This is a genomic window from Sphingobacterium sp. SGG-5 (assembly GCF_011043525.1).
Taxonomy (GTDB): domain Bacteria; phylum Bacteroidota; class Bacteroidia; order Sphingobacteriales; family Sphingobacteriaceae; genus Sphingobacterium.
On sequence record NZ_JAAKGO010000004.1, the window covers coordinates 62,862 to 86,395 of the forward strand.

Annotated in this window: 20 protein-coding genes; 13 read left to right on the forward strand and 7 right to left on the reverse strand. The window is 44.2% G+C overall.

The features are described 5' to 3' along the window. The first annotated feature begins 2 nt into the window (after positions 1-2). From G5B30_RS06740 to G5B30_RS06775, 8 genes are read left to right on the forward strand one after another with little or no spacing between them, the layout of a single operon-like run. Positions 3-1,565, forward strand: coding sequence for a RagB/SusD family nutrient uptake outer membrane protein (locus tag G5B30_RS06740; protein ID WP_165319216.1), 1,563 nt, complete (start codon positions 3-5; stop codon positions 1,563-1,565). An 11-nt stretch (positions 1,566-1,576) separates the two neighbouring features. Next, positions 1,577-2,317, forward strand: a complete 741-nt coding sequence (locus G5B30_RS06745; RefSeq protein WP_165319217.1) for a fasciclin domain-containing protein — start codon at positions 1,577-1,579, stop codon at positions 2,315-2,317. 11 nt (positions 2,318-2,328) lie between these two features. Further along, positions 2,329-3,930 carry a DUF5008 domain-containing protein gene (locus tag G5B30_RS06750; protein ID WP_165319218.1) on the forward strand — a complete coding sequence of 534 codons (1,602 nt, stop codon included), beginning with the start codon at positions 2,329-2,331 and terminating at the stop codon, positions 3,928-3,930. A gap of 16 nt (positions 3,931-3,946) precedes the next feature. Next, positions 3,947-5,650, forward strand: coding sequence for a LamG-like jellyroll fold domain-containing protein (locus tag G5B30_RS06755; RefSeq protein WP_165319219.1), 1,704 nt, complete (start codon positions 3,947-3,949; stop codon positions 5,648-5,650). A gap of 12 nt (positions 5,651-5,662) precedes the next feature. Then, positions 5,663-7,684 (forward strand): M60 family metallopeptidase, encoded by a 2,022-nt coding sequence (locus G5B30_RS06760; protein WP_165319220.1) that lies wholly within the window; start codon positions 5,663-5,665, stop codon positions 7,682-7,684. Between the two features lie 12 nt (positions 7,685-7,696). Then, positions 7,697-9,427, forward strand: coding sequence for a LamG-like jellyroll fold domain-containing protein (locus G5B30_RS06765; RefSeq protein ID WP_165319221.1), 1,731 nt, complete (start codon positions 7,697-7,699; stop codon positions 9,425-9,427). A 6-nt stretch (positions 9,428-9,433) separates the two neighbouring features. Beyond that, positions 9,434-10,912, forward strand: coding sequence for a hypothetical protein (locus tag G5B30_RS06770; RefSeq protein WP_165319222.1), 1,479 nt, complete (start codon positions 9,434-9,436; stop codon positions 10,910-10,912). A gap of 48 nt (positions 10,913-10,960) precedes the next feature. Continuing rightward, on the forward strand, positions 10,961-12,262 hold the full coding sequence (locus G5B30_RS06775; RefSeq protein WP_165319223.1) for a DUF3472 domain-containing protein: 1,302 nt from the start codon (positions 10,961-10,963) through the stop codon (positions 12,260-12,262). Between the two features lie 8 nt (positions 12,263-12,270). On the opposite strand, the gene G5B30_RS06780 is transcribed toward G5B30_RS06775, so the two are convergent. The 5 genes from G5B30_RS06780 to G5B30_RS06800 all read right to left on the reverse strand — a co-directional run bounded on the left by G5B30_RS06780 (position 12,271) and on the right by G5B30_RS06800 (position 16,033). Continuing rightward, complete coding sequence (locus tag G5B30_RS06780) at positions 12,271-13,251, reverse strand: bifunctional riboflavin kinase/FAD synthetase (RefSeq protein WP_165319224.1); 981 nt, start codon at positions 13,249-13,251, stop codon at positions 12,271-12,273. Positions 13,252-13,322: 71 nt separating this feature from the next. Then, on the reverse strand, positions 13,323-14,063 hold the full coding sequence (gene truB / locus G5B30_RS06785; RefSeq protein ID WP_165319225.1) for a tRNA pseudouridine(55) synthase TruB: 741 nt from the start codon (positions 14,061-14,063) through the stop codon (positions 13,323-13,325). Then, a complete protein-coding gene (locus G5B30_RS06790) occupies positions 14,063-14,857 on the reverse strand; it encodes an undecaprenyl-diphosphate phosphatase (protein ID WP_165319226.1) in 795 nt (264 codons plus the stop codon). Before G5B30_RS06790 ends, truB begins: the two co-directional genes overlap by 1 nt. 6 nt (positions 14,858-14,863) lie before the next feature. Further along, positions 14,864-15,109, reverse strand: a complete 246-nt coding sequence (locus G5B30_RS06795; protein WP_165319227.1) for a DUF3098 domain-containing protein — start codon at positions 15,107-15,109, stop codon at positions 14,864-14,866. A gap of 45 nt (positions 15,110-15,154) precedes the next feature. Next, complete coding sequence (locus tag G5B30_RS06800; protein ID WP_165319228.1) at positions 15,155-16,033, reverse strand: cell division protein FtsX; 879 nt, start codon at positions 16,031-16,033, stop codon at positions 15,155-15,157. A gap of 134 nt (positions 16,034-16,167) precedes the next feature. Between G5B30_RS06800 and leuS the strand changes: the two genes are divergently transcribed. From leuS to G5B30_RS06820, 4 genes are all read left to right on the forward strand, one after another. Then, positions 16,168-18,951 carry a leucine--tRNA ligase gene (gene leuS / locus G5B30_RS06805; RefSeq protein WP_165319229.1) on the forward strand — a complete coding sequence of 928 codons (2,784 nt, stop codon included), beginning with the start codon at positions 16,168-16,170 and terminating at the stop codon, positions 18,949-18,951. 119 nt (positions 18,952-19,070) lie between these two features. Then, positions 19,071-19,568: a hypothetical protein gene (locus tag G5B30_RS06810; protein WP_165319230.1), complete on the forward strand. Its 498-nt coding sequence runs from the start codon at positions 19,071-19,073 to the stop codon at positions 19,566-19,568. A gap of 123 nt (positions 19,569-19,691) precedes the next feature. Further along, positions 19,692-20,138 (forward strand): DoxX family protein, encoded by a 447-nt coding sequence (locus tag G5B30_RS06815; protein WP_165319231.1) that lies wholly within the window; start codon positions 19,692-19,694, stop codon positions 20,136-20,138. Positions 20,139-20,243: 105 nt separating this feature from the next. Further along, entirely contained in the window at positions 20,244-20,597 is a 354-nt protein-coding gene (locus tag G5B30_RS06820; RefSeq protein ID WP_165319232.1) for a single-stranded DNA-binding protein, read from the forward strand. Positions 20,598-20,658: 61 nt separating this feature from the next. Here the strand turns inward: G5B30_RS06820 and G5B30_RS06825 are convergent, their stop codons facing one another. Next, complete coding sequence (locus G5B30_RS06825) at positions 20,659-22,068, reverse strand: alkaline phosphatase (protein ID WP_240903129.1); 1,410 nt, start codon at positions 22,066-22,068, stop codon at positions 20,659-20,661. Between the two features lie 130 nt (positions 22,069-22,198). On the opposite strand from G5B30_RS06825, the gene G5B30_RS06830 reads away from it, so the two are divergent. Beyond that, the gene (locus G5B30_RS06830; RefSeq protein WP_165319233.1) at positions 22,199-22,990 is read left to right on the forward strand and encodes a DUF937 domain-containing protein; all 792 of its coding nucleotides are present in this window, start codon (positions 22,199-22,201) and stop codon (positions 22,988-22,990) included. A 3-nt stretch (positions 22,991-22,993) separates the two neighbouring features. Here the strand turns inward: G5B30_RS06830 and G5B30_RS06835 are convergent, their stop codons facing one another. Then, complete coding sequence (locus G5B30_RS06835; protein ID WP_165319234.1) at positions 22,994-23,530, reverse strand: lipocalin family protein; 537 nt, start codon at positions 23,528-23,530, stop codon at positions 22,994-22,996. Positions 23,531-23,534: the final 4 nt, after the last annotated feature.

Here is a 23,534-nt window from a genome sequence, read left to right on the forward strand (position 1 = left end):
TGATGAAAAGAATATTAATATATATCATATCAGGTGTCTCGCTGTTACTGTCATCATGTGGCAGGGAATTTTTGACGGTACGTCCTATTGAGGATCTGACGGGAAATAACTATTGGCAGACAAAAAACGATGTGGACATGTTCGTCCAGGGCTTGTATTCCAATTTTAGAAATGCAACGATGAATCATGCTTTTTTCACGTCAACGGGTGATTTTCGCTGTGCGCCTATCGTGCGTACACCGGGATCTAACGGCGCCGGAAGTTTTATGAATCATTTGACGTTTCTAAAGTACAATGATCTCAACGGGCTTTTTGCACAGTATTATTCGACGACCCGATTGTATTCGGGTGGGGGTGTACCGGCAGAAAACAGCGATTATTTCGGGTTTAAGAATATCCGTAACTGGGGCCGTTTTTATTTGTTGATACAGAAGGCTAATATTGCTATTTACGAAATCGGCAGGCTGGAGTCCGGTGTTATTTCGGATACCGAGAAGAAAAGGTATATCGCTGAGGCTGCATTTTTACGCGACCTTTCTTACTTCTTTTTGGTCCGTTTGTTTGGGGATGTACCTTATTACACCTCCGCATATTTTACAGATGCGGTAGGGCGCACGCCGATGCTCGACGTATTGGAAAAAACCTATCAGGATATGCTGTCGTATTATAAAGACCTGCCTTGGTCTTATACCGATCAGACTTTGGTGGGCAATAAGGCGATGCGTGGTAGCGCTCTGGCCCTGATGATGCATATCAACATGTGGCTGGCGGGTTTTTCGGACCTGGACAAATCTCAGTACTACAGACGTGTGGATGTGTTGGGTAAAGAGCTTGTTGAAGAAAACGAAGGAGCTTATGATCTCCTTCCACTGGAGAATACCAAGCAGATTTTTAAGGGACGTACAAAAGAAGGCTTGTTTGAGATTGTGCAGAATTACAACTATGGCGAATTGTTCCACTTGTCTGCCCCGTATGCGGATTATGTGCTCCGTGCTCCTTATAAGACTCATTCTATCACGAAATCCTATATACACTATGAGCCGGATTTTATGAAGGAGATGTATCCCGAAGAAGCTTCCGATGCCCGAAAGACATTTTGGTTTGAGGATATCTATGCGACCAATGGGGATTTTGTCTGCCTGAAGTACACCAACGTATTTGCGGACGAAAATAACGAAGACTTCAACCCTGATGATAACCAGATCGTGTTTCGTTATGCAGATGCTATCCTGCTGCGGGCAGAGGCTCTGGCAGAGCTGTCGGACGAAGACGGTGCCAAGGATATGTTGAATATGGTGCGGGACCGTGCCAATGCAACGTTGATCACAGGTGAAAGCGGACAAGATCTCAAGGATGCAATCTGGTGGGAGCGTGTCCGGGAATTATTGGGCGAAGGACACTTCTTCTATGATCTGGTACGTACAAAGAAGGTACTTAACTCAGACTATACATCTGTACCGATGTCCGTCTCGGCTTTTAATCAAAGGGCATGGACATGGCCTATCGATGCATCGGCCTATATCAACAACCCGTATATGACACCCAATAGGTATTGGAACTTTTAATGCTCAAGACCATGAACAAGAAAATAACATATTATATCTTTTCGTTCACGATGTTGATCGTGACATTCTCCTCTTGTCAGAAATATTACATAGACTCGGGGACCCATGCTCCGAAATACGACGGTACCGTCATGGAATATATCAAGATGCGTAAAGATATCTTTGACTCGCTCTATAAAGTCATCCAACTCTCGGGTTTGGAGAGCGAGCTCAATCGTAACGGTGTGACCTTTTTTGCACCCGGAGATGCTTCGATCCGCAAGTCTATATATGCACTCAATGAAGTCTTACATATACTGGGGAGGGATACGGTTTATACCCTGGACCAGATCGATGCGGAGGTTTGGAGAGAATATCTTTCTATGTATATCTATACCAATACCTATCTATTGAAGGACATTCCTCAATTGGATACCAATAATATGAATGTATATCCCGGTCAAGCATTTTTGTCTATAGGCAACCAGAATATGAATATGGGTGTGCTGTACAATGATGTGGTATCCAAGGGGGACAACAACCAGCAACAGGTGGTAAAATATGGAGGGTACAGGCAGCTGTATCTGTCTTATATCGTGGATGTTTCCAATACAGAGGCTGCAGGAGGTATGGTTAATTCACCTGTAGCGACTTCGGATATACAGACCAACAACGGTGTGATCCATGCGCTCGAATATAGAAGGCATACTTTTGGTTTTGTGGTCAACAACTTTATCAATTCGGCGTACACCAAGGGTATAAAAGATAATTAATTGAAGAGAAGATGAAAAGAGTTTTTCCTATCATATTACAACTCGGAATAGCTGTCGGTCTGCTGACGGTGACAGGCTGCAAGACGGATATCGGTCTCGGAGAAGATCCCTATGCGGGAGGTAAGGCTCCCTTGGGTGTGACGTTTGAAAACCTGAACAGGCCTTTGCCCAGTGCCCGGCCAAACGACGTGGTATTGTTGTCGGTACGTGGTCTCAAAGATAAAGAAGCCCGCTTAGAGGTATTTGTCAACGAAGAGGTGACGCAGGTGGTCGCTGTATCGGATTCGACGCTAGAGATACGACTGCCCCAACAAGTCTCTTCGGGTGCTGTCAAGGTCAAGATCGATGAGCAGATCTTTTTCGGGCCTAAGGTAACCGTAGAAGGAAAGGCCTCGTTTGACGCGGACTATGGCATAAAAAATGGATTTACGGGCTCGGTCATGGAGATACTGAATGTGTCCGGTAATACGTGGGTAGTGGGCAATTTTACGGACTTTGAGTACGAAGCTGCTCCCAAGGTCTTCCGCAACGGCATACACATCATCAGTTCGACAGGCAATTCAGTGACCGATACGACGATCAATAAGATACGCTGGGGAGCCGTAGGCGGTCTCAGTTCGATCACCCGTCTACCGGACGGCAGATTTGTTGTAGGGGGTACAATGGTGAGCTATGACAAGCGTCAGGTGTTCGGACTAACGAGACTGTTGTACAGAGGTGATCTGGATACAGTCAAGGTAGAGCTGATCAATACCACGCCCGAAAAACCACAAAATGCATTGGACACATTGCCGGCATTCAATGCGAATCTGTACGGTCCGGTCGTAAAGGTGTTTGCTACGCCGGATACGGGAGTCATCGCTGTGGGGAACTTTTCCATGCATTCCTTTATGAATTATGAATATTCCTCCCGGGAGACGCGGACATATACCTTTACTCGAGTTAACAATCTGGTGAAAATACGTGCCAATGGACGGGTCGATTCGTCTTTCTCGTATCAGAATTTGGGTTCCAATGGCTTTATCAATGATGCTATCCAATTGAATGATGGTCGTATAGTCGTTATAGGTTCTTTCACGACTTTCAATGGCACAAGTGCCAATCGTATCGTGGCTTTCAATACGGATGGCAGTATCAGTACCGCTTTCGCAGCTAATATCGGACAGGGAGCCAATGATGAGATCGTCTCTATGACGTATAATAAGACACTGAATAAAATAGCGTTAGCGGGAAGATTTACCTCGTTTAATGGGCAGGCCGATAAATATGGAGTGGTGATCTTGAACGGCGATGGCTCTGTAGACAATTTCAAATTGGGCGATGTGCATGGCAAGATACCCAACTTTGCGTATATCATGAATAACGGAAAGGTTTTGGTGACAGGCGATTTTGTTAAGTACAATGGCGTACATCGGTCTCAACTCTTGATCCTGGAGGCCGATGGCAATGCATTGCAGGAGTATAATAATATCGGAGCTTTTGCCGGATGGATCAATACGGTCGTAGAGACGACTTCGAGTATGGGATATCCCGCATTATTGATCGGAGGCTCTATCAGTATGGCAGATGGACGCAAGGTCGGTAATATCTTTAAGTTAGAAATTAGAAACTGATTAAATTAGGGTAGTTATGATATTGAATGTAAAGCAAACAGGTCGGTTATTTTTGACATTGCTGGCTTTGGCTGCGGTCGCTTGTAACAAGGACTTTCCAAACCTTTTGGACAAGGATTATAATAATAAGCCGATCGGTTCGCAGGCGAATAAAGTGGTATTAGTGGTCGTGGATGGCCTACGGGGAAATGCCTTAGCCGAAATCGATCCCGAGAACCTCCGTATTATTGCCCGGAATTCCTTATATACCAACTCCAGCCTGGCAGACCAGATGATTGGCCCTTTCACCCGGAATAAAGGGATGGCCAACTTATTTACGGGAGTGACTTCGGCCAAGCATCAGGTGTCGGGAAACGATCTGGCGGTTATAGACAAGGCTACTTATCCGACATTTATCCAAAGGCTTAAACAGACGTATGATGGTTTCAATTCCATAGCCTATACCACCGATGAGGACGTGAAGGATTACCTTTTTGATGATGCGGATAGCAAAGAAGTGTTGACCACGGATGAAGAAGTCGTCGATAAAACGAAGGATGCGATCCTGAATCAGGAGGTTTCGCTGATCGTGTCACATCTGTCTGCCATTGATAAAGCAGGGCAAAGCAGTTCTTACGAATCGGACGATCCAGCGTATAGACAAGCGGTACAGGATTTTGACGGACAGATCAATGCGATCATCGAAGCAGTCAAGCAAAGGCCGAACTTTAAGGATGAAAATTGGATGGTTATCATCACCTCATCAATGGGAGGACCGATAGCGAACCCGGATCCGGATGATGTGACGGTGTTTGGCGATAGCAGGCGAAACACCTTTACCTACGTCTATTCGCCTAAGTTTTCGCGCAAATATATAGCGAAGCCTAATTCTGCAGATGTACCTTTTGAGGGCAATTCGATACGATATACCTATGTAGACCCGGCAGTCAATGCCCGGGTGGCCAATACTTCGGCATATAACTTTGCCACCAATCAAAATTTTACCATCAGCTTTTTCTATAAGGCTATGAATACAGACGAACAATATTATCCGGTTATTCTGTCCAAGCGAGTAGAGGGGTTCGGAGGACCAGGTTGGAACATGTTCTTGGAAGGGAGTAAACTTGGCTGGAATTCCAGTATAGGAGGGCAGCTGTTTACATCGGGTGAAGTCAGTGATGGCAACTGGCACTCGGTGACAGTGGTGGTTAATCGTTCGGTAGGTAAAGTTACCCTTTTTATGGACGGTGTGCCTCAGAGCAATAATTCGGCTAACGGTAATAGCCTGAATAATGTATCCCCCTTAGCTATTGGTAAATGGCCTGGAGATGATAATAGCACTGCAGACTTCCTGTTGTGCAATCTGCAGATCTACAATACTGCATTTGCGGACGAAGAAGTGGAGGAGCTGTCGGGTATAGCGTTGGTAAAGGATGCGCATCCGAAATATGGCGATCTGGTAGGCTACTGGCCGGGCTATGAAGATATCGGTACAGCTATATTGACCGATCGCTCGGGCAGCGATAACAACATGGAGATCACGGGGCCTTATACCTGGACGACGTTTAGCAACGTTGTCCGTCAGTTCAGACCTGACGTCACCGCCAGTTTTTACAATATGGTACCTAATCAGGTGGATATTCCGTTTTTTATATATCAATGGTATGGTGTATTGCCGGCTTTGTCCTGGTCTTTGGATGGACAGGCATGGGCGCCTCCGTTTGCTATACTAGAATATTAAATCAATTAAGTTATGATGATGAAAAGATATCTTCGTTTTTTGGTCTTATCCATCGGGATAATAACTGTTGTCTCTTGCGGCAGGTATGGATATGAATTCGCGGACGGCTACCAACAGGGAGATGCCGATGGAAAGACACCGCCCGATAATGATATGACTTTTGTAGACCGTTCGCTCATCGATCGGGCACGTATATATCCGGGGTTGGTCGGGGAGAATGTACGGCGTATACCAGATACGACCATCATGTTGGATCTGGATTTTAAATGGATAAAGAGTATAGATCTCCGTGTGCAGGTGACTCCTACTCCTATATTGAGTACAGGACTGTATGCAGCTGCCGGTGAGAATATCCGCATCACAGTGCCTAACGGTGTTTTGGGGCTGACCGTGCAGGTCGGTGCCCATCGGGATAATCTGACGGGTAAGGATCCGCTGCGTCGGGATCCGATTATCTACACGGTCAAAGAGCTTTTTCCGGGGGACAACTATGTGCGAAACCCATACGGTGGAATTATCTGGATACATGCTGCACTGTCGAGATCACAACCTGTTGCATTGAAGATTTCAAATGCCGTGCGGACATCGGACTTTATTCGTGGAGTGACCGATCAAGATCAATGGTTAGCCGATGTGGAGGCCAATGATGTACCTTGGTTGGAGTTGCGCTCCGAGCGTACTATTTTTGCCGTCCCGCGTGAATATGTAATACGGTACAAGGACAGGTTGAGCGTGGATAAGATCTTGGCGACATGGAATGAGATCTACGAAAAAGATTATTACGATTGGATGGGGCTACAGCCCAATGTGACGGGGGACGACCTCCGTGATTCCTATCCACAGCTGCCGGAGCGTGGAGTGCTGGATATACAACCCTCCGCGGGATATGCCCATTCGGGATTTCCGTGGGTGGCACAACAAGATATGCACTGGTTCCTGATGTTTTCGAGCTACGATTACTTTGTGGGATCTATCAATACCGGCGAGGGAGCTTGGGGTACTTTTCACGAGATCGGACACAATTATCAGCAGCCATCTATATGGAGCTGGGGGGGTCTGGGAGAGACAACCAACAACCTGTTTGTCTTCAAAACGGCCAACCGTTATGGTAATCCTGCCATTGCCAATCACCCGGCATTACAGGGAGCTTTCACCAAGGCTTTGGCCTTTGCCGCATATAATAATGCGAAGAACTTTGCCAATCCGGGAAGTGATTGGACAGACGATGGTACCGTGCCGTTTTTTAAACTGACTCCATTTTTGCAAATTTTCAATAAGGTCAAGGGTAAGAACAATGAACCTGGATGGGATTTTATGCCATTTTTGTATACTAAGGCTAGACATTCAAAGACTGTATTTGTCTTGGATCAGGCTAAGATCGATTTCTTTTACCGTACACTGTGCGAATTTACAGGCAAGGACTACTTCCGTTTTTTTAATGCCTGGGGTATAGGCTTAAGTACGTTGGCACGTCGGGAAATGCGGAATACATATGATCCGATGGATCAACAAATCTGGACGTATAATCCGCTGACAAACACCGGAGGAGATGGTGCGTTGGGTTCGAAGTATGACTTGAATGGTTCGCTGTTTCAATATTCGGCAAACTTCCCTGCTGCTACACAAACTGGTGACAATGGTGGCTTCGCTGTTCTAAATGATGGGGCGTATGGTACTGTGGATGCGCCGGGGGGCACTTATTTTCATACCTGCTACTCGGGCTGTGGGGCCGTACCTGTACCTTTCATCATCGATATAGATCTGAGCGGTGTAGAAGCCTTTAAAGGTATCTATTATGGCAATAGGGCAAATAGCGGTTCGACTGTGCCGAGGATGATCGTCTCCATCAGCAACGATAACCATACTTGGACCGAGATCGCAGATTTTACCAATCTCCCTACTACAAGGCCAGGCAGGATTGAGCGAGCGTTTTCTCAGGTTTATGAAGCACGATATGTGCGGGTAACCTTCCCACAATTGGCATCTAATGGGCACATCATGCTATCGGAGTTAGGGCTGTTTTATGATAATTAATATAGAGCGTATATGAAGAATATATTTTTTAGTCTATTGGTGGTGAGCTTGGCCGTAACAAGTTGTACCCGCTATGATAATCCACAGCCAAACTTTGAAGATTATAAGCAAGGGGAGACGAGTGATGGTGTCAAGCGTAAGGTGCTTGTAATCGCTGTCGATGGCTTAGTAGGGCATGAAATCCAGAAAGAAGTGCCTGCCAATATTTTGGCGATGATGGCTCATGGCAAATACTCTTTTGATGGGTTAGCGGATGAGAATACGTCCGATCCGGCATCATGGGCTACATTGGTGACAGGTGTCGCTGTGAATAGGCATCACATCATTACGGACTCGTATATACCCTCTCCTGATCCGGAGCATCCGCACGATGATACTGGTTTTTCCCCTTCATTCTTCTATCTGATCAATGAGCAGAATAAGAGGATGTCTACGGCGGCGATCACACACGACAGAAATTTGTCTTTTGTCCTGTTGATGGATGCCAAAGAGGGTTTAGTCGTTGATACGGACGAATCGGCAAGGGATAAGGCTATCGAAAAAATCGAAGAGGAGACATCGGATGTGATCTTGGTTCAATTTACCAGTGTACTGGAGGCTGGGAAAGCGTCTTCTTTCAGCTATGACAATCCGATGTATAAGGCTGCTGTAGAGAAAGTGGACGGTTTTATCGGTGAGCTTAAGCATAGCATAGAGTCCCGCCCTACATACAATCAGGAGGAATGGTTGATCGTTGTCGCATCGACACATGGTGGCGTGGGCAATTCTTATGGCGGCAGTTCGGAAATCGAGCGTAATACGTTCTTGTTGTATTATAACAGGTATTTCGTGCAGCAAGAGCTGAAGGCACAGCCTATCTATGCGCCTCGCTTTTTTGGTTTTAATGAGACTGATCTCAATCCTACGGATGCCATGCGCGCCCGCAATGCGACTGCTCCTGCCGGTGAAGCAGATTATAATATTGCTAAGACAGGAGAGCTGACCATCGAGGCTAAAGTTAAAATGAACAAAAATGCCTCTGGCAATTATAATTATAGTTGGCCGCCTTTTTTGAGTAAGGTTAGTGCAAGGAGTGGCACAACGGCAGGTTGGTCTTTTTTTAGATCGGGATCCGGAGTAAACTTTTATGTAGCAGACGGAGCCACCAAAATAGAGATAAGTGGGGCAGGTGTAGGTGACAATGAGATATGGAGTCAGGTGACAGGTGTTTTTAGCGTTGTAGATGGACAGCCGACTGCTAAGATATACGTGAATGGAAATGTGGCTGGGGTAGGATCTGCGAATCTAAATTTGGCAAATATTACGTCCTCTTCGCCGCTTACTTTTGGTTTTCAACGAGAGGTCTTCTCTTCTGATTATCTGGACTTTTATATGGCTGATATACGTATATGGGATGTTGCTCTGAATGATAAGGAGGTGTCTGACAATGTCAAGTATGGTGTCGGTGTACCGGAAGACCACCCCAAGATTACCCATTTGGTTGGGTATTGGCCCTTGGATGACGGAGACCAGGTTTTCAAGAATAAAATAGCTGGTAAGCCTGATATCCCGGTAGTGGGTGCTGCGGTCTATCGGATGTTTGGGAACAATATGCCCAGTGTAGATCCGAGAAAGTCAGCCTTGCTGAAGAGTCAGGATCTCCCTACGGTACTGTTGTATTGGCTGGAGTTGAGTGTTAATGAGGATTGGAAGCTGGAAGGAAATAATTTCCTCCGTCATTTTGAAATAGAGTTTCTTAAATAGGACGTTATGAAAAGAGTATATAGTAAGATATGGATCGTAGGCTTGATGATTGTCTTTGTCGGCTCCTGTACCAAAGATAGCTTGCTTTTTCCGCCTACGGTAGACCGTGAAGATAGCGACGAGGTTATCGATGTGATTGCCAAACCCTCGGATACGCGTCTCTTGGGAGATTATGATTATCATTTTAAGATCAAGTGGCCAATGATGAGTGACAAGGTAGCTAAGGTCGTCATTAACTACATCGACAATGGAGTGGATAAGAGTGAAGAGTTTACGGATTTTAGTGAGGATGGTCTTATCGAAACTTCCGAATATGGAGAGTATGTCTTCACCATGACTACCCATGGCAAAGATGGTCAAATATCTAAGCCTGTTACGATCGCGGTAACAAACAAAGGATTTATGATTGAAGAAGTATTGGAGAATGCTGTAATTTCTATGTTGGATGGGGAGGTTGAGGTTAAATTAGCGAACGACAACGAGATACCAATCAAGACGACCATCACCTATCCTGGACCATCGGGTACGCTGTCGAAGGTAGTCAATAGCAGTGATGAATTGATCGTGACGGAGTTTCCGGCACAGGATGGTACGCATAGCTATACCGTAGAACTGGAGGATGAGCAGGGTAGGAAGACATCAAAAACGTATAGTTATACGTTTGAATATGTGGTGTCTATGCAGCTGCAATCCTTGTTTAATGAGGGAAGCCTGATTGTTTCTAATAATGCACATCTTGCTATTGCAAAGGTGAAAGTGACGTATCCGACGGAAACAGGTACCGCATTCAAAGAGCTTACAAATATTGCTTCGGGGTCATCAGTGACATTTCCTGCGATGAAGGGGAGCAATTTAAATGTGGCTGTGGAGTATGAGGATGCTGCGGGCCGGTCACTGAACAGATCTTTGACTTATTCGTATAATCCGGCATTGATTTATTACAATACAGCAGAATTAAGAGCGGGATGGACACCTTATGCTTCCAATTCTAACTCGAAAAGTGAAGGCCCGCCTACGTTTATGTTGGATTCTGATCCTAATAAAATTTGGCATACGAAATGGTCTACAACTACGACCTCAAACCATCCTGCAAATGAAAAATATCCATTTACATTGATATTCACATTTACGAAAACAAGAATGGCTTCGCCGGGAGAACTGTTTGGTGAGACCAACTTGATGAATCCGACGGGACCCTACAACCCGATCCTGGTTACAGAGGTTGAATTATTGCATAGGGCAGCCAACAATAGAAGAGTAAAAGATGTACAGGTATATGGTGTTGATTTGCAGGGGAACGAGATCAATTTTGGTCAGTTTACGTTGTCAAACTCGGTGCAGAGTACGGTTTTGCCGTTGAAGACAAACGGATTGACGAATACCGTTCCTCTAAAAGGTGTGAAGATCATATGCTTGACGACTTTCCATGCAACAGATCAATTTGCTAATTTTAATGAAATATTTGTGAGAGGATATGCGGAATAGGTAGGTTGTATTCCATATAGTTTATATAGAAGAGTCGAATTTTTAGTTATGAATAGAAAAAATATTATCTATCTCTTATTAGGTACGTCAGTGCTGTTGTTGTGTACCTTAGTGCAGGCCCAGCAGATTACGGTGATAGATACGAATAGTAACAGTATTGCACTTGCTGGAAATGCATTCGTTACGAAAGGAAAGGGGGCTCAGATTTCACGTAAAGTCGGTCTCGTAAATTGGGTGGACCAGCAGACCATGGTTAGTATATATTTCAGGGTACAGGAAGCGGGTAAGATTGGAATCAAGTTGCGGGCATTTAATCCAGATAAGGGTACCTCCCGGGTACAGATTAAAGCACTGGGGCGTAAAAAAACAGTACAAGTACAGGGGACTGATGGAGGGCTGACAGAAGAGTTAGAAGTGGATGTCAAGGAACCTGGATACGTTCGAGTAGATTTACAGGGCGTTGTCAAGACGGGACGTGTCTTTGCTGATGTTACTGATTTAATCGTTACAGAACGAGGGAGTGCAGGTGCTTTGTTATATGCCAACGATCCTGAATATTATTACTGGGCCCGTAGGGGGCCCTCATGCCATATCAACTATAGTATCCCTACTGAGCGTGATGTTAGCTATTACTATAACGAAGTGACTGTGCCGAAGGGCGAAGATAAGATTGGTTCTTACTATATGGCGAATGGCTTTGGCGAAGGGTATTTTGGTATACAGGTCAATTCAGATACCGAAAGGCGTATCTTATTTTCTGTTTGGAGCCCTTTTCATACCGATGACCCCAAAAGTATTCCGGAAGATCAAAAGATTAAGATGTTGAAAAAAGGAAAGGATGTGCAAACAGGTGAGTTTGGTAATGAAGGGGCAGGTGGACAGAGTTTTCGGAGGTATCACTGGCAAGCCGGTGTGACCTACAGGTTTTTGTTGAAAGGAGCTCCCGATGGGCAAGGGAATACAGACTATACGGCTTGGTTCTTTGTGCCTGAAGAGAATGCCTGGAGTCTGATTGCCAGTTTCAAACGTCCCAAAACCAATACTTATTTAAAACGATTTCATAGTTTCTTGGAGAACTTTAACCCAGACCAAGGGTACCTGGGAAGACAGGTGGAATTCAAGAATCAATGGGTCTACGACGGCGCGTGGAAAGCCGTTTCGTCCGCATCATTCAGCGTGGACGCTACCTATAGGGCCAATCAGCGTATTGATGCTATCGGCGGCATCAATGCAGATGGTTATTTCCTGCGAAATGGCGGTTTCTTTAATGAACGAGTCGATCCGGGAGCTAAGTTTGCGTTTCAAAACAGGAATAAGCCCCCACAGATTGATTTTAGTACGCTGCCGTAAACTGAAACTCAATCAGACAAAAAATAATCCCGGATAGCCTCCTCGTCCATTTTGATCTGCGCCTGAAGTTCTTCTAACGAGTCATAACGTTCGTCATGCCGGATAAAATGTTTAAAGCGGAGGCGGAGTGTCTTGGAGTACAGGTCATCTGTGAAATCGAGTAGGTTGACTTCGATCTTGCGGGTCATACCGTCCACGGTAGGGCGGGTGCCGATATAACACATGCCTTGTGCGATGCCAGTCGGCTGAGGTTCGTAATATTCGCCCGATGCGATGGACGGAACATGTGGATAGATTTCTACTTCTACAGCATAGATTCCGTAAGCCGGGATAAGTTTGTGCGCTTCGTTTACACGTAGGTTGGCAGTGGGGAAACCTATTGTACGCCCTATTTGGTCACCACGAACGATTGTTCCGGTCAGCTCAAAGGGATACCCCAAATATTTATTGGCAGTATCGATATCCCCTTTTATCAGGGCCTCCCGGATTCGGGTGGATGAAACCGCGACATCGTCGATGTCCTGCTTCGGGATCTCTTTGACTTCATAGTCAAAGATGGCTGATTGTTCGGCCAGATTCTTGATATTTCCTTTTCGGTCTTTCCCGAAATGGTGATCGTAGCCAATAATGATCTGTTTGGTGCCGAGTCGGGTGACCAGCACATCGCGTATATATTCTTCAGGCGATTGGTTCGAAAAATCTCGTGTAAAGGGTGTGATAATCAGGTGATCTATACCCGACAAAGCCAGCTGATGGGTTTTCTCCTCAATATCATTAATCAGCCGAAGGGCTTCATCGTCGGGGTTGATAATCAGGCGAGGGTGTGGAAAGAAGGTCAACAACACTGATTCGCCATTTATCTTTTTTGCACAGTCCACCAGCTTTTTTAGTATTTTCTGATGTCCGATATGGACGCCATCGAAAGTGCCGATAGTGACTACCGCATTTTCAAGTGGTGTGAATTCTGTGAGATTTCTATATATCTTCATTTAAAATTAAAAAGTCAAAATTATCTAATGATGAGCTCGCTAAAGCTCGGTTAAAAAATCAAAACCGATTCTCAGGACATCTTAGTTTCGCTAATCCAGCTTGTTTTCTGTGCCCGGATGGCTTCAATCAGTTTTTCCAGGTTCCAGGCATCTTCCACATGGAAATTTCCACTTCTGGTCCGCCGCAAGGCCGACAGGTGGGAGCCGTTGTGTAACCGCTTTCCGAAATCATGTGCTATGGATCGGATATAAGTTCCTTTCGAACAGGTAATCCGAAAATACACATGGGGGAATATTATTTTTTCGATTTCAAAGGCGTGGATGAATACTTTTCGCGACTTTAACGCTACTTCTTCGCCACGTCTCGCTATTTCGTATGCCCGTTCGCCGTTGATCTGTACGGCGGAATGAGCGGGTGGGTATTGTTCGAGTTCGCCCACAAAGGATTGCGCCGTAGCGTATACCTGTTCCTCCGTGATACCGCTGTAATCGAAGGTGTGGTCGACGGCTGTCTCCAGGTCATAGGAAGGGGTAGAAGCCCCTAAGGTGATTGTTCCGGTGTACTCCTTATCTTCCGCCTGGAAGAGATCGATCTTTTTTGTCAGCTTTCCCGTACAGATGATTAACAAGCCGGTAGCGAGGGGGTCTAACGTCCCCGCATGGCCGACTTTGAGCTTTAAAGGTTTCATGGTGTTCCGGAGTTTGCTCACCACATCAAAGCTGGTCCAGGACAGAGGCTTGTCGACCAATAGCACTTCTCCCTCCGCAAATGAAAATAAACCCGGATTGTCCTTGTCTTGTATGCTATCCATCAGATGACTTGTAAGCTGTGGCCACCGAGCAGCATGATGAGTATCACGAGTCCGATAGCTATTCTATACCAACCAAATACCTTAAATCCATATTTGGTCAAAATACCTATAAAAAATTTGATAGCGATGATTGCTACGATAAATCCTACGATATTGCCGACGATCAATAGGTTGATTTCATGTCCGCTAAAGGTGTGTCCTTCTTTAAAGAAATGGGCTAACTTTACGATGGAAGCACCAAACATCATGGGAAGCGCCAGGAAAAATGAAAATTCGGCCGCAGCTTTCCGGGTGAGCTTTTGTGCCATCGCACCTACAATGGTACTGGCTGAGCGTGAAGTGCCGGGTATGAGGGCAAGACATTGGTAACAGCCGATGATGAAAGCCTGCTTTAAGGTTATATTGTCGGAATTGTCTGTGGTGGGTTTATTGAACCATTTGTCGACAAAGAGCAGGGCAATGCCACCCAATACTAACATAATGGCGACGGTCATCGGGCTTTCGAGCAAGGAGTCGATGACATCATTCAGCGCCAGTCCGAGAATAGAGGCGGGGATAGCTGCTACGACGAGTTTGTAATAGAAGTCCATCGATCTGAAAAAACGCTTCCAGTATAAGACGAAGACCGACAGGATTGTCCCCAGTTGTATGACGATGGTGAAGAGCTTGACAAAGGCAGTCGTTTCGAGCCCCATGAGCGCTGAGGCGATAATCATGTGTCCGGTAGACGAAACAGGTAAAAATTCTGTTAATCCTTCTATAATGGCTAATATAATAGCCTCCAAGTAGTTCATTGCTGCTTATTCGTTTCCTTTTACTTGCTTGGGTTTATATAAGATGGCGACAAAGCCGCAGGCAAAACCTATGACAACAACTAAAGGTGCTAAGGTGATTTTGGTAAAACTGTAGATGTCTTCTTTTCCCATCATTAAGAAAAAGCCAATGGTGACGATAGCAATGCTGATCAGAAACAAGACATAGTTGATCTTATCAAATACAAACCCCGCTTTGGGGTTGTTGTCGGATGGAAACCTTTTTTGTGACATGATTTAAAGTCAAAATTAAAAATTAAAAAACCGCTGAGACCGCTATTACCGATATAAGCTATGTGACTTTGCTTTGAGGTATTTCGTGACTGCGAAATAAGTGCTCAGACCCGAAATCAGGATGCCCAGTATGACTACGACGATAAATATCGCACCAAACTCATACCAATTGCGTAGGAAGACCAGTTCGGGGATTTGCTGTTGTGCAAACTGCAAGGCGAATATCAATAGTAAAATGGCTATCAAGGATCCAATGATGCCGTGAACAATGCCATACATGATATAGGGCTTACGGATGAAATTCTTCGTTGCACCAATGAGCTGCATGCTTTTGATCAAAAAACGCTGCGAGTATATGGCAAGACGTATTGTATTATTGATTAGTGCTACCGCGATGATAAGTAATATGACGGCGAAAGCCAGTACAATGATGGAAATAATGCGAATATTTTTATTGACCATATCGATCAGCGACTCCTGATAAACGATTTCCTTGACCCGGCTGTTTTGTTCCAGTTTGTTGATAAAGGGTTGAATGCTGTCACTATTGGCGTACTGTTCTTTGAGAAAGATATCGATCGATGGAAGAAGGGGATTATGACCGAGGTATTCCACAAAATCTTCACCAAGATCCTCTTTCAAGCTTTTGGCAGCAAGTTCCTTACTCACGTATTCCGTACGTAATACGTAAGGATCTTTTTCGATATCCTTCTGTAACGACAATACATCGCCTTCGTTGACATTTTCATTGACAATGACGTTGAGGACAATGTTTTCTTTGACGTACTTGGATAAGTTTTTCGCATGCACCAGAATTAAACCCAGCAGACCGGTCATCAATAATACTAATGCAATACTGATTACCGTGGAAATATAGACGGATTTCGTTTTCTTTCGGGGTGAGCCTTGATCGAGTACGGACATAAAGCAGAATTATATTTTATGCGAAAGTAAAGAATTCAGATGATTTTAGGAACTAATCTACAAACTTTCTGTCTTAAATCTAACTTAAAATCACTAATTTCGCAACTCTTATACAATTTTCGTTACAAAAAGAAATGGATTACAATCATAGAACAATCGAGCAGAAGTGGCAGCAGTTTTGGGCGGATCACCAGACGTTCAAAACGTCGGAATCAACAGAGAAGCCTAAATATTATGTGTTGGATATGTTTCCCTACCCATCAGGGGCGGGGTTGCATGTAGGACACCCACTGGGTTATATCGCTTCGGATATTTTCTCGCGCTATAAGCGGCTTAAGGGGTTCAATGTGTTGCATCCTATGGGATATGATTCGTTCGGTCTACCGGCCGAGCAATATGCTATTCAGACGGGACAGCATCCGGCCATTACGACTGAAACAAATATTAATCGATATCGCGAACAACTTGATAATATTGGTTTTTCTTACGACTGGTCCCGCGAAGTGCGGACTTCCGATCCAAGCTATTACAAATGGACGCAGTGGATTTTCATGCAGCTTTTTGACGCTTGGTATAATAAACAAACAGATCAGGCGGAATCGATTAACACGCTGATAAACAAATTTGAAAGCAATGGTTCGTCCGGTGTGTCTGCAGTGTCGGATGAGGATGTCCGTACCTTTACGGCCGAAGAATGGAGGGTATATAGTGAAGAAGATAAGCAACGTGAATTGTTAAAATATCGTCTGGCTTATCTTCGGGAGAGCACGGTCAACTGGTGTGCAGCATTGGGTACGGTATTGGCGAATGATGAGGTGATTAATGGGGTGTCCGAACGTGGAGGCTATCCGGTAGAGCAAAAGAAGATGATGCAATGGTCCATGCGGATTACGGCATACGCAGATCGTTTGCTGAAAGGATTGGATACGGTAGATTGGCCGGAGCCCTTGGTGGAGATGCAGCGCAATTGGATAGGAAAGTCGGTAGGAGCCTCGGTTAAATTTCCCGTACCGCAATTGGATACTGTCATCGAGGTGTTTACGACACGTGTGGATACGATTTTTGGGGTGAGTTTTGTGGTTTTAGCGCCAGAACATGAGTTAGTTTCTGCTTTAACTACCGAGACGCAGCGGGCTGATGTTGAGGGCTATATCGAAAAGACATCTAAAAAATCTGAGTTAGACCGTATGGCTGACACCAAGACGGTATCGGGGGCTTTTACAGGGGCTTATGCGAAACATCCGCTTACTGACGAAAATGTACAGATATGGATTGCGGATTATGTTTTGGCAGGCTATGGTACGGGGGCAGTGATGGCGGTGCCTTCGGGCGATCAACGTGACTATCTCTTTGCAAAACATTTCAACCTACCTATTATACCTATTTCAGATAGCCAAAACATTGAAGAGGCGGCCGATCCCACCAAAGACGGACGTTATATCAATTCAGGCTTTATCAATGGTATGACCTACGGTGAGGCTGTTCCGGCTTTGATCGAACGACTGGAGCGTTTGGGTTTGGGAAAAGCAAAAGTAAACTTCCGTATGCGTGACGCTATTTTTGGTCGTCAGCGCTATTGGGGGGAACCGGTTCCGGTATATTTTAAAAACGGGCTGCCGTACCTGATTAAAGAGGAGGAGTTGCCGTTATTGTTGCCTGAAGTGGATAAATATCTTCCTACTGAAACCGGTGAGCCTCCTTTAGGCCGCGCTGAGGGCTGGAAGTATCAGGATGAATATGAGTACGAATTAAGTACAATGCCCGGATGGGCGGGGTCGTCTTGGTATTGGCTGCGCTATATGGATCCGCAAAATGATCAGACTTTTGCTTCCGGAGAAGCTGTGGATTATTGGAAAGCTGTGGATTTATATATTGGTGGTTCTGAGCATGCTACGGGTCATTTGCTGTACTCACGCTTTTGGAATAAATTCCTGAAAGATTTGGGTTATCATAATGAGGAGGAACCTTTTAAAAAATTGATTAATCAAGGAATGATCCAGGGACGGTCGAGCTTTGTGTACCGTGTACTGGACGAAGAGGGGAAAGGAACAAACAGATTTGTTTCTCTGGGCTTAAAAGATGAATATAACACGGTGCCGCTGCATGTGGATGTGAATATTGTACATCACGACGTGTTGAATTTGGAAGGTTTCCGAAAATTCCGTCCTGATTTTTCCGATGCGGAATTTATTCTGGAAAACGGAAAATATATCTGTGGGACGGAGGTGGAGAAAATGTCGAAATCCAAATTTAATGTGGTTAATCCCGACGATATCATCCAGCAGTTTGGTGCCGATACTTTGCGCTTATATGAAATGTTCTTAGGACCGTTGGAGCAGTCCAAGCCTTGGAATACGAATGGAATTGAAGGTGTATATAAATTCCTTCGGAAAGTGTGGCGGCTGTTTCATGATGCGGAAGGTAATTTCCATGTGTCTGAAGAAGAGCCGACGAAGGCGGAATACAAGGCGCTTCATAAGATCATTAAAAAAGTAGAAGAGGATATTGAACGTTTTTCATTTAATACATCGGTGTCGGCTTTCATGATCTGCGTCAATGAGCTAACGGACTTGAAGTGTAACAAACGGAAGATTTTGCAAGAGCTGATTGTGGTATTGCACCCGTACGCACCTCATATTACCGAAGAATTGTGGTCTTTATTGGGGCATGCAGCAGGGACTATATCGTATGCGATATATCCTGCATTTAACCCGGATTACCTCGTAGAATCAGAGTTTGCCTATCCGGTATCGGTGAATGGTAAAATGAAGATGAACCTGTCTTTGCCTTTGGATCTTGATCCGAAGACGGTAGAAGAAATCGTGTTGGCGAATGTGGATGTACAACGTTATCTGGATGGGAAGGCTGCCAAAAAGCTTATTTTTGTGAAGGGCAAGATTATCAATATTGTAGTGTAAAGCTGGCTTTTGTTGTTTAACAAATTTTTAACGCATGGCGATTAAACGTTTATATCCTTTTCGTATCTATAAGGGTAAATAGGCTGTTTAATAATAATTTGTTAATAAATAAAGACAGTATGAAAAAAGCATTATCATTTGTAGTATTATTTGCCGGACTAGGTTTCCTGGCATCTGCGCAAGACAACACGCCCACAGTAAAGAAAGACATGCGGCATCGCGACAAAGCGGTCCAAGAACGTTTTGAGAAAAAGTCACCGGAAGAGGTGGCTAAAATCCGTACGGAACGCTTGGATAAAACGTTAAAGTTTACCGATAAGCAACGACAGGAGGTTTACGCTTATAATCTCGATCAAGCTAAGAAATACAAGGAGCGGGCGAAGGTTCAGAAAGCGGACAGAAACGCTATGCGTGAGGAAATGAAAGCAGATCGCGAACGTTTCAAAAAATTGCTGACTCCGGATCAACAAAAAATTTTGGCTGAAAAATATGCGGATCAGAGAAACAAACGTATTGACAGAAATGACCGTAAGTTTAAGGGAAGAAGTGATGGCGAACGGCCGGTACGTATACAAAAAGATACAAATTCAGTAAGTAAAGAAGATTCAAAGAGCTAGGTTGTTAGTGTAGTTATATGTTTAATGGGTGAAGCCTTCCGGAGACGGGAGGCTTTGCTTTTTTAAAACAAAATCGAAAAAAAAACGTTATTAAATCGATTTCAAATCTAAAAGGAGGTAATTATGAACCTTGTAAAACGTGTCGAACACTGGGGCGACACTCATCATAGCCATTGGCTATCTATTGTTAGAATGGGGTTGGGAGTATTGCTTTTTGCCCGAGGGATAAGTTTCATCATGGACAACAACACCGTTTTCCGTCTTATTGAAAACACAAACTTCGGATTATCCCTGGTTTCTGCACTCCATTATATTGTATTTGCGCATATCGTTGGCGGATTGTTTATTATGTTAGGGTTCCAAACCCGATTAGCTGCTATTGTGCAGTTGCCGATTCTTTTTGTAGCTGTCTTTTTTGTCAATATCACGAAAGGCTTTAGCTATTTGAATTCAGAATTGTGGCTTTCTATACTGGTGTTCGTTCTGCTACTATTGTTTGCGGTTGTCGGCTCGGGTACCCATTCCTTGGATCACCTGATGGATAAACCGGGTTATAAGAGAGAAATATAGACTTACACGATATATTTGATTTTTTATTGCTGATAGATTAAATATTTATTGTTTTTTTTAGTTATATTTGATAAATATTTTTCTATTTATTAAATTTTATTCAACATGAGAGCTTTAATTAATCAGATTCAATTGATCGGGCATGTGGGTGCCGATGCAGAAGTTAAAACGACAGCGCAAGGAACAAAAATGTCACGGCTGCGAATTGCGACCAATGAAAGGACAAAACTTAAAAACGGAGAATGGAAAGAAACAACACAATGGCACCAATGTGTGGTGTGGGGACCGTTGAACGAGGTTGTTGAGCAATTTGGAAAAAAAGGAAATCAATTAATGATTTCCGGTTCGTTAAACTATAGGTTATATACAGACGCGGAAGGTATTAAGCGGACCATTCCCGAAATAAAGGTGCGTGAGATTCTGGTGTTAAAAAATCAATATAATTTAGAAGTTGGATAGTATAAAAAAACAGCCTCTGTTTTGCTCGAAAACGGAGGCTGTTTTTATGTCCTGTGGCTTGTTACAAACTTAATCCTGCAGCCTCAGCAATCTTTTTAGGAACGTCGGTATTTTCCATTTTATGACTGAACTTATCCGCCCCCACACCTATAGCGAATACGGGAACTGCAGCCGCAGAATGGCTTGTCGATCCCCAAGCCAATGATGCCAGTCGATTTAGGAGCGCTATACTTAAGGAAGCAATCTTATCATCATTCGCATAAAGAGTTTTTAACGTGAGCTGTTCGTGATTGACGAAGCTGGCCAGATACGTGTCGTAAATGGGCTTTTCGTCCTTTTCGGATACTTTGATGTTTTCCCAAAGTCCGAGATTATCTGCAAGTAAGGCTTTTACTTCATCCCATGTTGCATTGGGCTTGGATTTACGCAACGAAGCAATTAGCGCAGATAGCTCACCTTGGGAGATGGACTGATTCTTTAACACTCGGGTATTGAGCTTCGAGCCGCCATTGCCAATAGTCAGACCTCCGGTTTCATGGTCGGCAGTGACTACGATAAGGGTTTCATCGGGATGTTTTTTATAAAACTCGTAGGCCAATTTGACGGACTCGTTGAAATCGAGCACTTCGTGAATTGTTGTGGCTGCATCGTTTGCATGGCTGGACCAGTCAATCTTTCCACCTTCTACCATTAGAAAGAATCCTTTCTGATTATTGCTCGTAAGAGATTGTATTGCTGCGGATGTGATGTCAGCAAGCTTGAGATCATCATCTTTTTGATCTATGGCATAGTTCAGTGCGTTAGGACTTGTGCCATCAACGTTAGTTAAGATTAGCTTCTCACTCTTGTTGTTATGTTTTTTAAAGCTATCATATCCTTTTAGAATATGGTAGCCGGCCTTTTCTATTTGTGGATATATAGAAGGCGCTTCTTTTTTATCGAATGTTGTGCTGGGCTTTAAAAAACCGGCACCTGCGAAAAAATCGAAATCGGATTTTATCAGATCAGATGCAATCTCGTAATACCTGCTGCGCGAAGGTTGGTGCGCATAAAATGAGGCAGGAGTCGCATGATCGATGCTTACGCTCGTTGTAATGCCCACTTTCAATCCCTTTTCTTTAGCAGCGTAAGCTATACTTTTGTAGGGAGTGGTAGCGGTGCTATCCATGCCTATTACGCCATTTTTGGTTTTCTTCCCGACGGCAAGAGCTGTTCCCCCCGCAGCAGAATCGGTCACACCATGCGAAAGAGAATAGGTGGTTGCAACAGAAGAGAAGGGGAACTGCGAAAATATGAGCGGTTCAATACCGTTTCGTCCCTGAAGGTGTGCTAAATAGATTTCAGTGAGGTTGACATGATTGGCGCCCATGCCGTCGCCTATCATGTAGAATATATATTTAGCCTGCTGACCAAAGGAATAGGCAATCTGTGTAACAAGAAAAATTGAAATAAAAATAATCTTTTTCATCATAGCTATCTTTGTCTTTAATTGTCCAAAGATACATTATCCATATAAACTTAATATGAAGATATTGCAGGTAATCCCAAACAAACATTGTCACTTTTCTGTTATCATTATAAGGTGATCAATTTTAGATGTTATGGAAAATAACTTGATTCAACAAGCAAAATTGTATTTTACGGACGAGGTGATCTCGACCTTAAGTACGCATGTAGGAGAGAACCCGGAGACGGTGAGAAAAGGAGTCGATCTGGCTATTCCCTCACTTTTATTGGGCTACCACAGTCATGTTGGTGATGGTCTGGATAGTATACTTACCCAATCTCGGCATTTGTTTAGTAAGTTTGAAGTAGGGCAGGTCTTTGGTAACTATTTTGGTTCTCATGCGGGAACGGATAATACGCAGTATGAGAGCGATAATTTACTTGGTGTCATATTTGGTGATAAGCTCCAAGGCGTAATGGCCACGGGCGCAACGTTCTTGGGAATAGATGTCAATCGTGTAAAGCAAATTTTTGGTGCCGTTCTTCCGACAATTATAGCTGTCATAACCCGCAAAGGAGGAAGTTGGGAAACTGCAGATATACGTCAGCTGCTTATTTCTCATAGAAATGAAATTGCCGCAGCGCTGCCAGCCGGCATAGGGTTAGGAGCTTTCGGTTCATCCTTTGCACAAGCAGAGGCTCCAGTGGAAATTGATATGCCGAAAGGAGAGGATATCTCACAAGCGGCACCTGCTCCCGTGCCTCCACTCGTACATACTGAACAAACGGTGGTACGTCAGCGTCGAAGTACCGGCATATGGTGGATACTGGCAGCGTTGATTTTGCTACTACTTTGGATTTTCTTTGGAAAGGGATGTAACACAGAAAATATCGTAACGGATGGGGACACGGTGTCGGTCCGCTTGGAACTGTTGTGGCATCGATAGCTATTATTCCTGAATAGTCCAGGTAAGGTCTTCCAACCGATATCCTGCCTTTTGCGCGTAGTCCAGATATTTATCTTTTATATCCTCTGGAATGTTTTTTTCGCGTGACAGAATCCACATGTAATCCAGATTGTCACCAAAGATCAGTGCATATTGGTAATTGTCATCTATATGCATAATATTATACCCCGAATAGAACGGGCCGAAGAAAGATACTTTCAGCGCACCCTCATTGGGATCCGACGCGGGCTTTGCCTTGCCTATACTTTGCTTGGTCTTATTGTTCTTTATTTTTACGCCCTGGTTGTTGACCCGGATAGTTCCATCTTCTTTTTTCTCATATATAGCCGTCACATTTTTCAGGCCCTTTTCCCAGAAAAAATCCATGCGGGCGATTTCATACCACTTTCCAAGGTATCGTTCCAGATCAAAATCCTGTATGACCGGCAAATCTGTCTTTATGGGCTTCCATATATTATAAATAACCGATCCTGCAGCCGCGGCAACGGTTAAAAGAAATAATGACTTTTTCTTGTCCATTGTA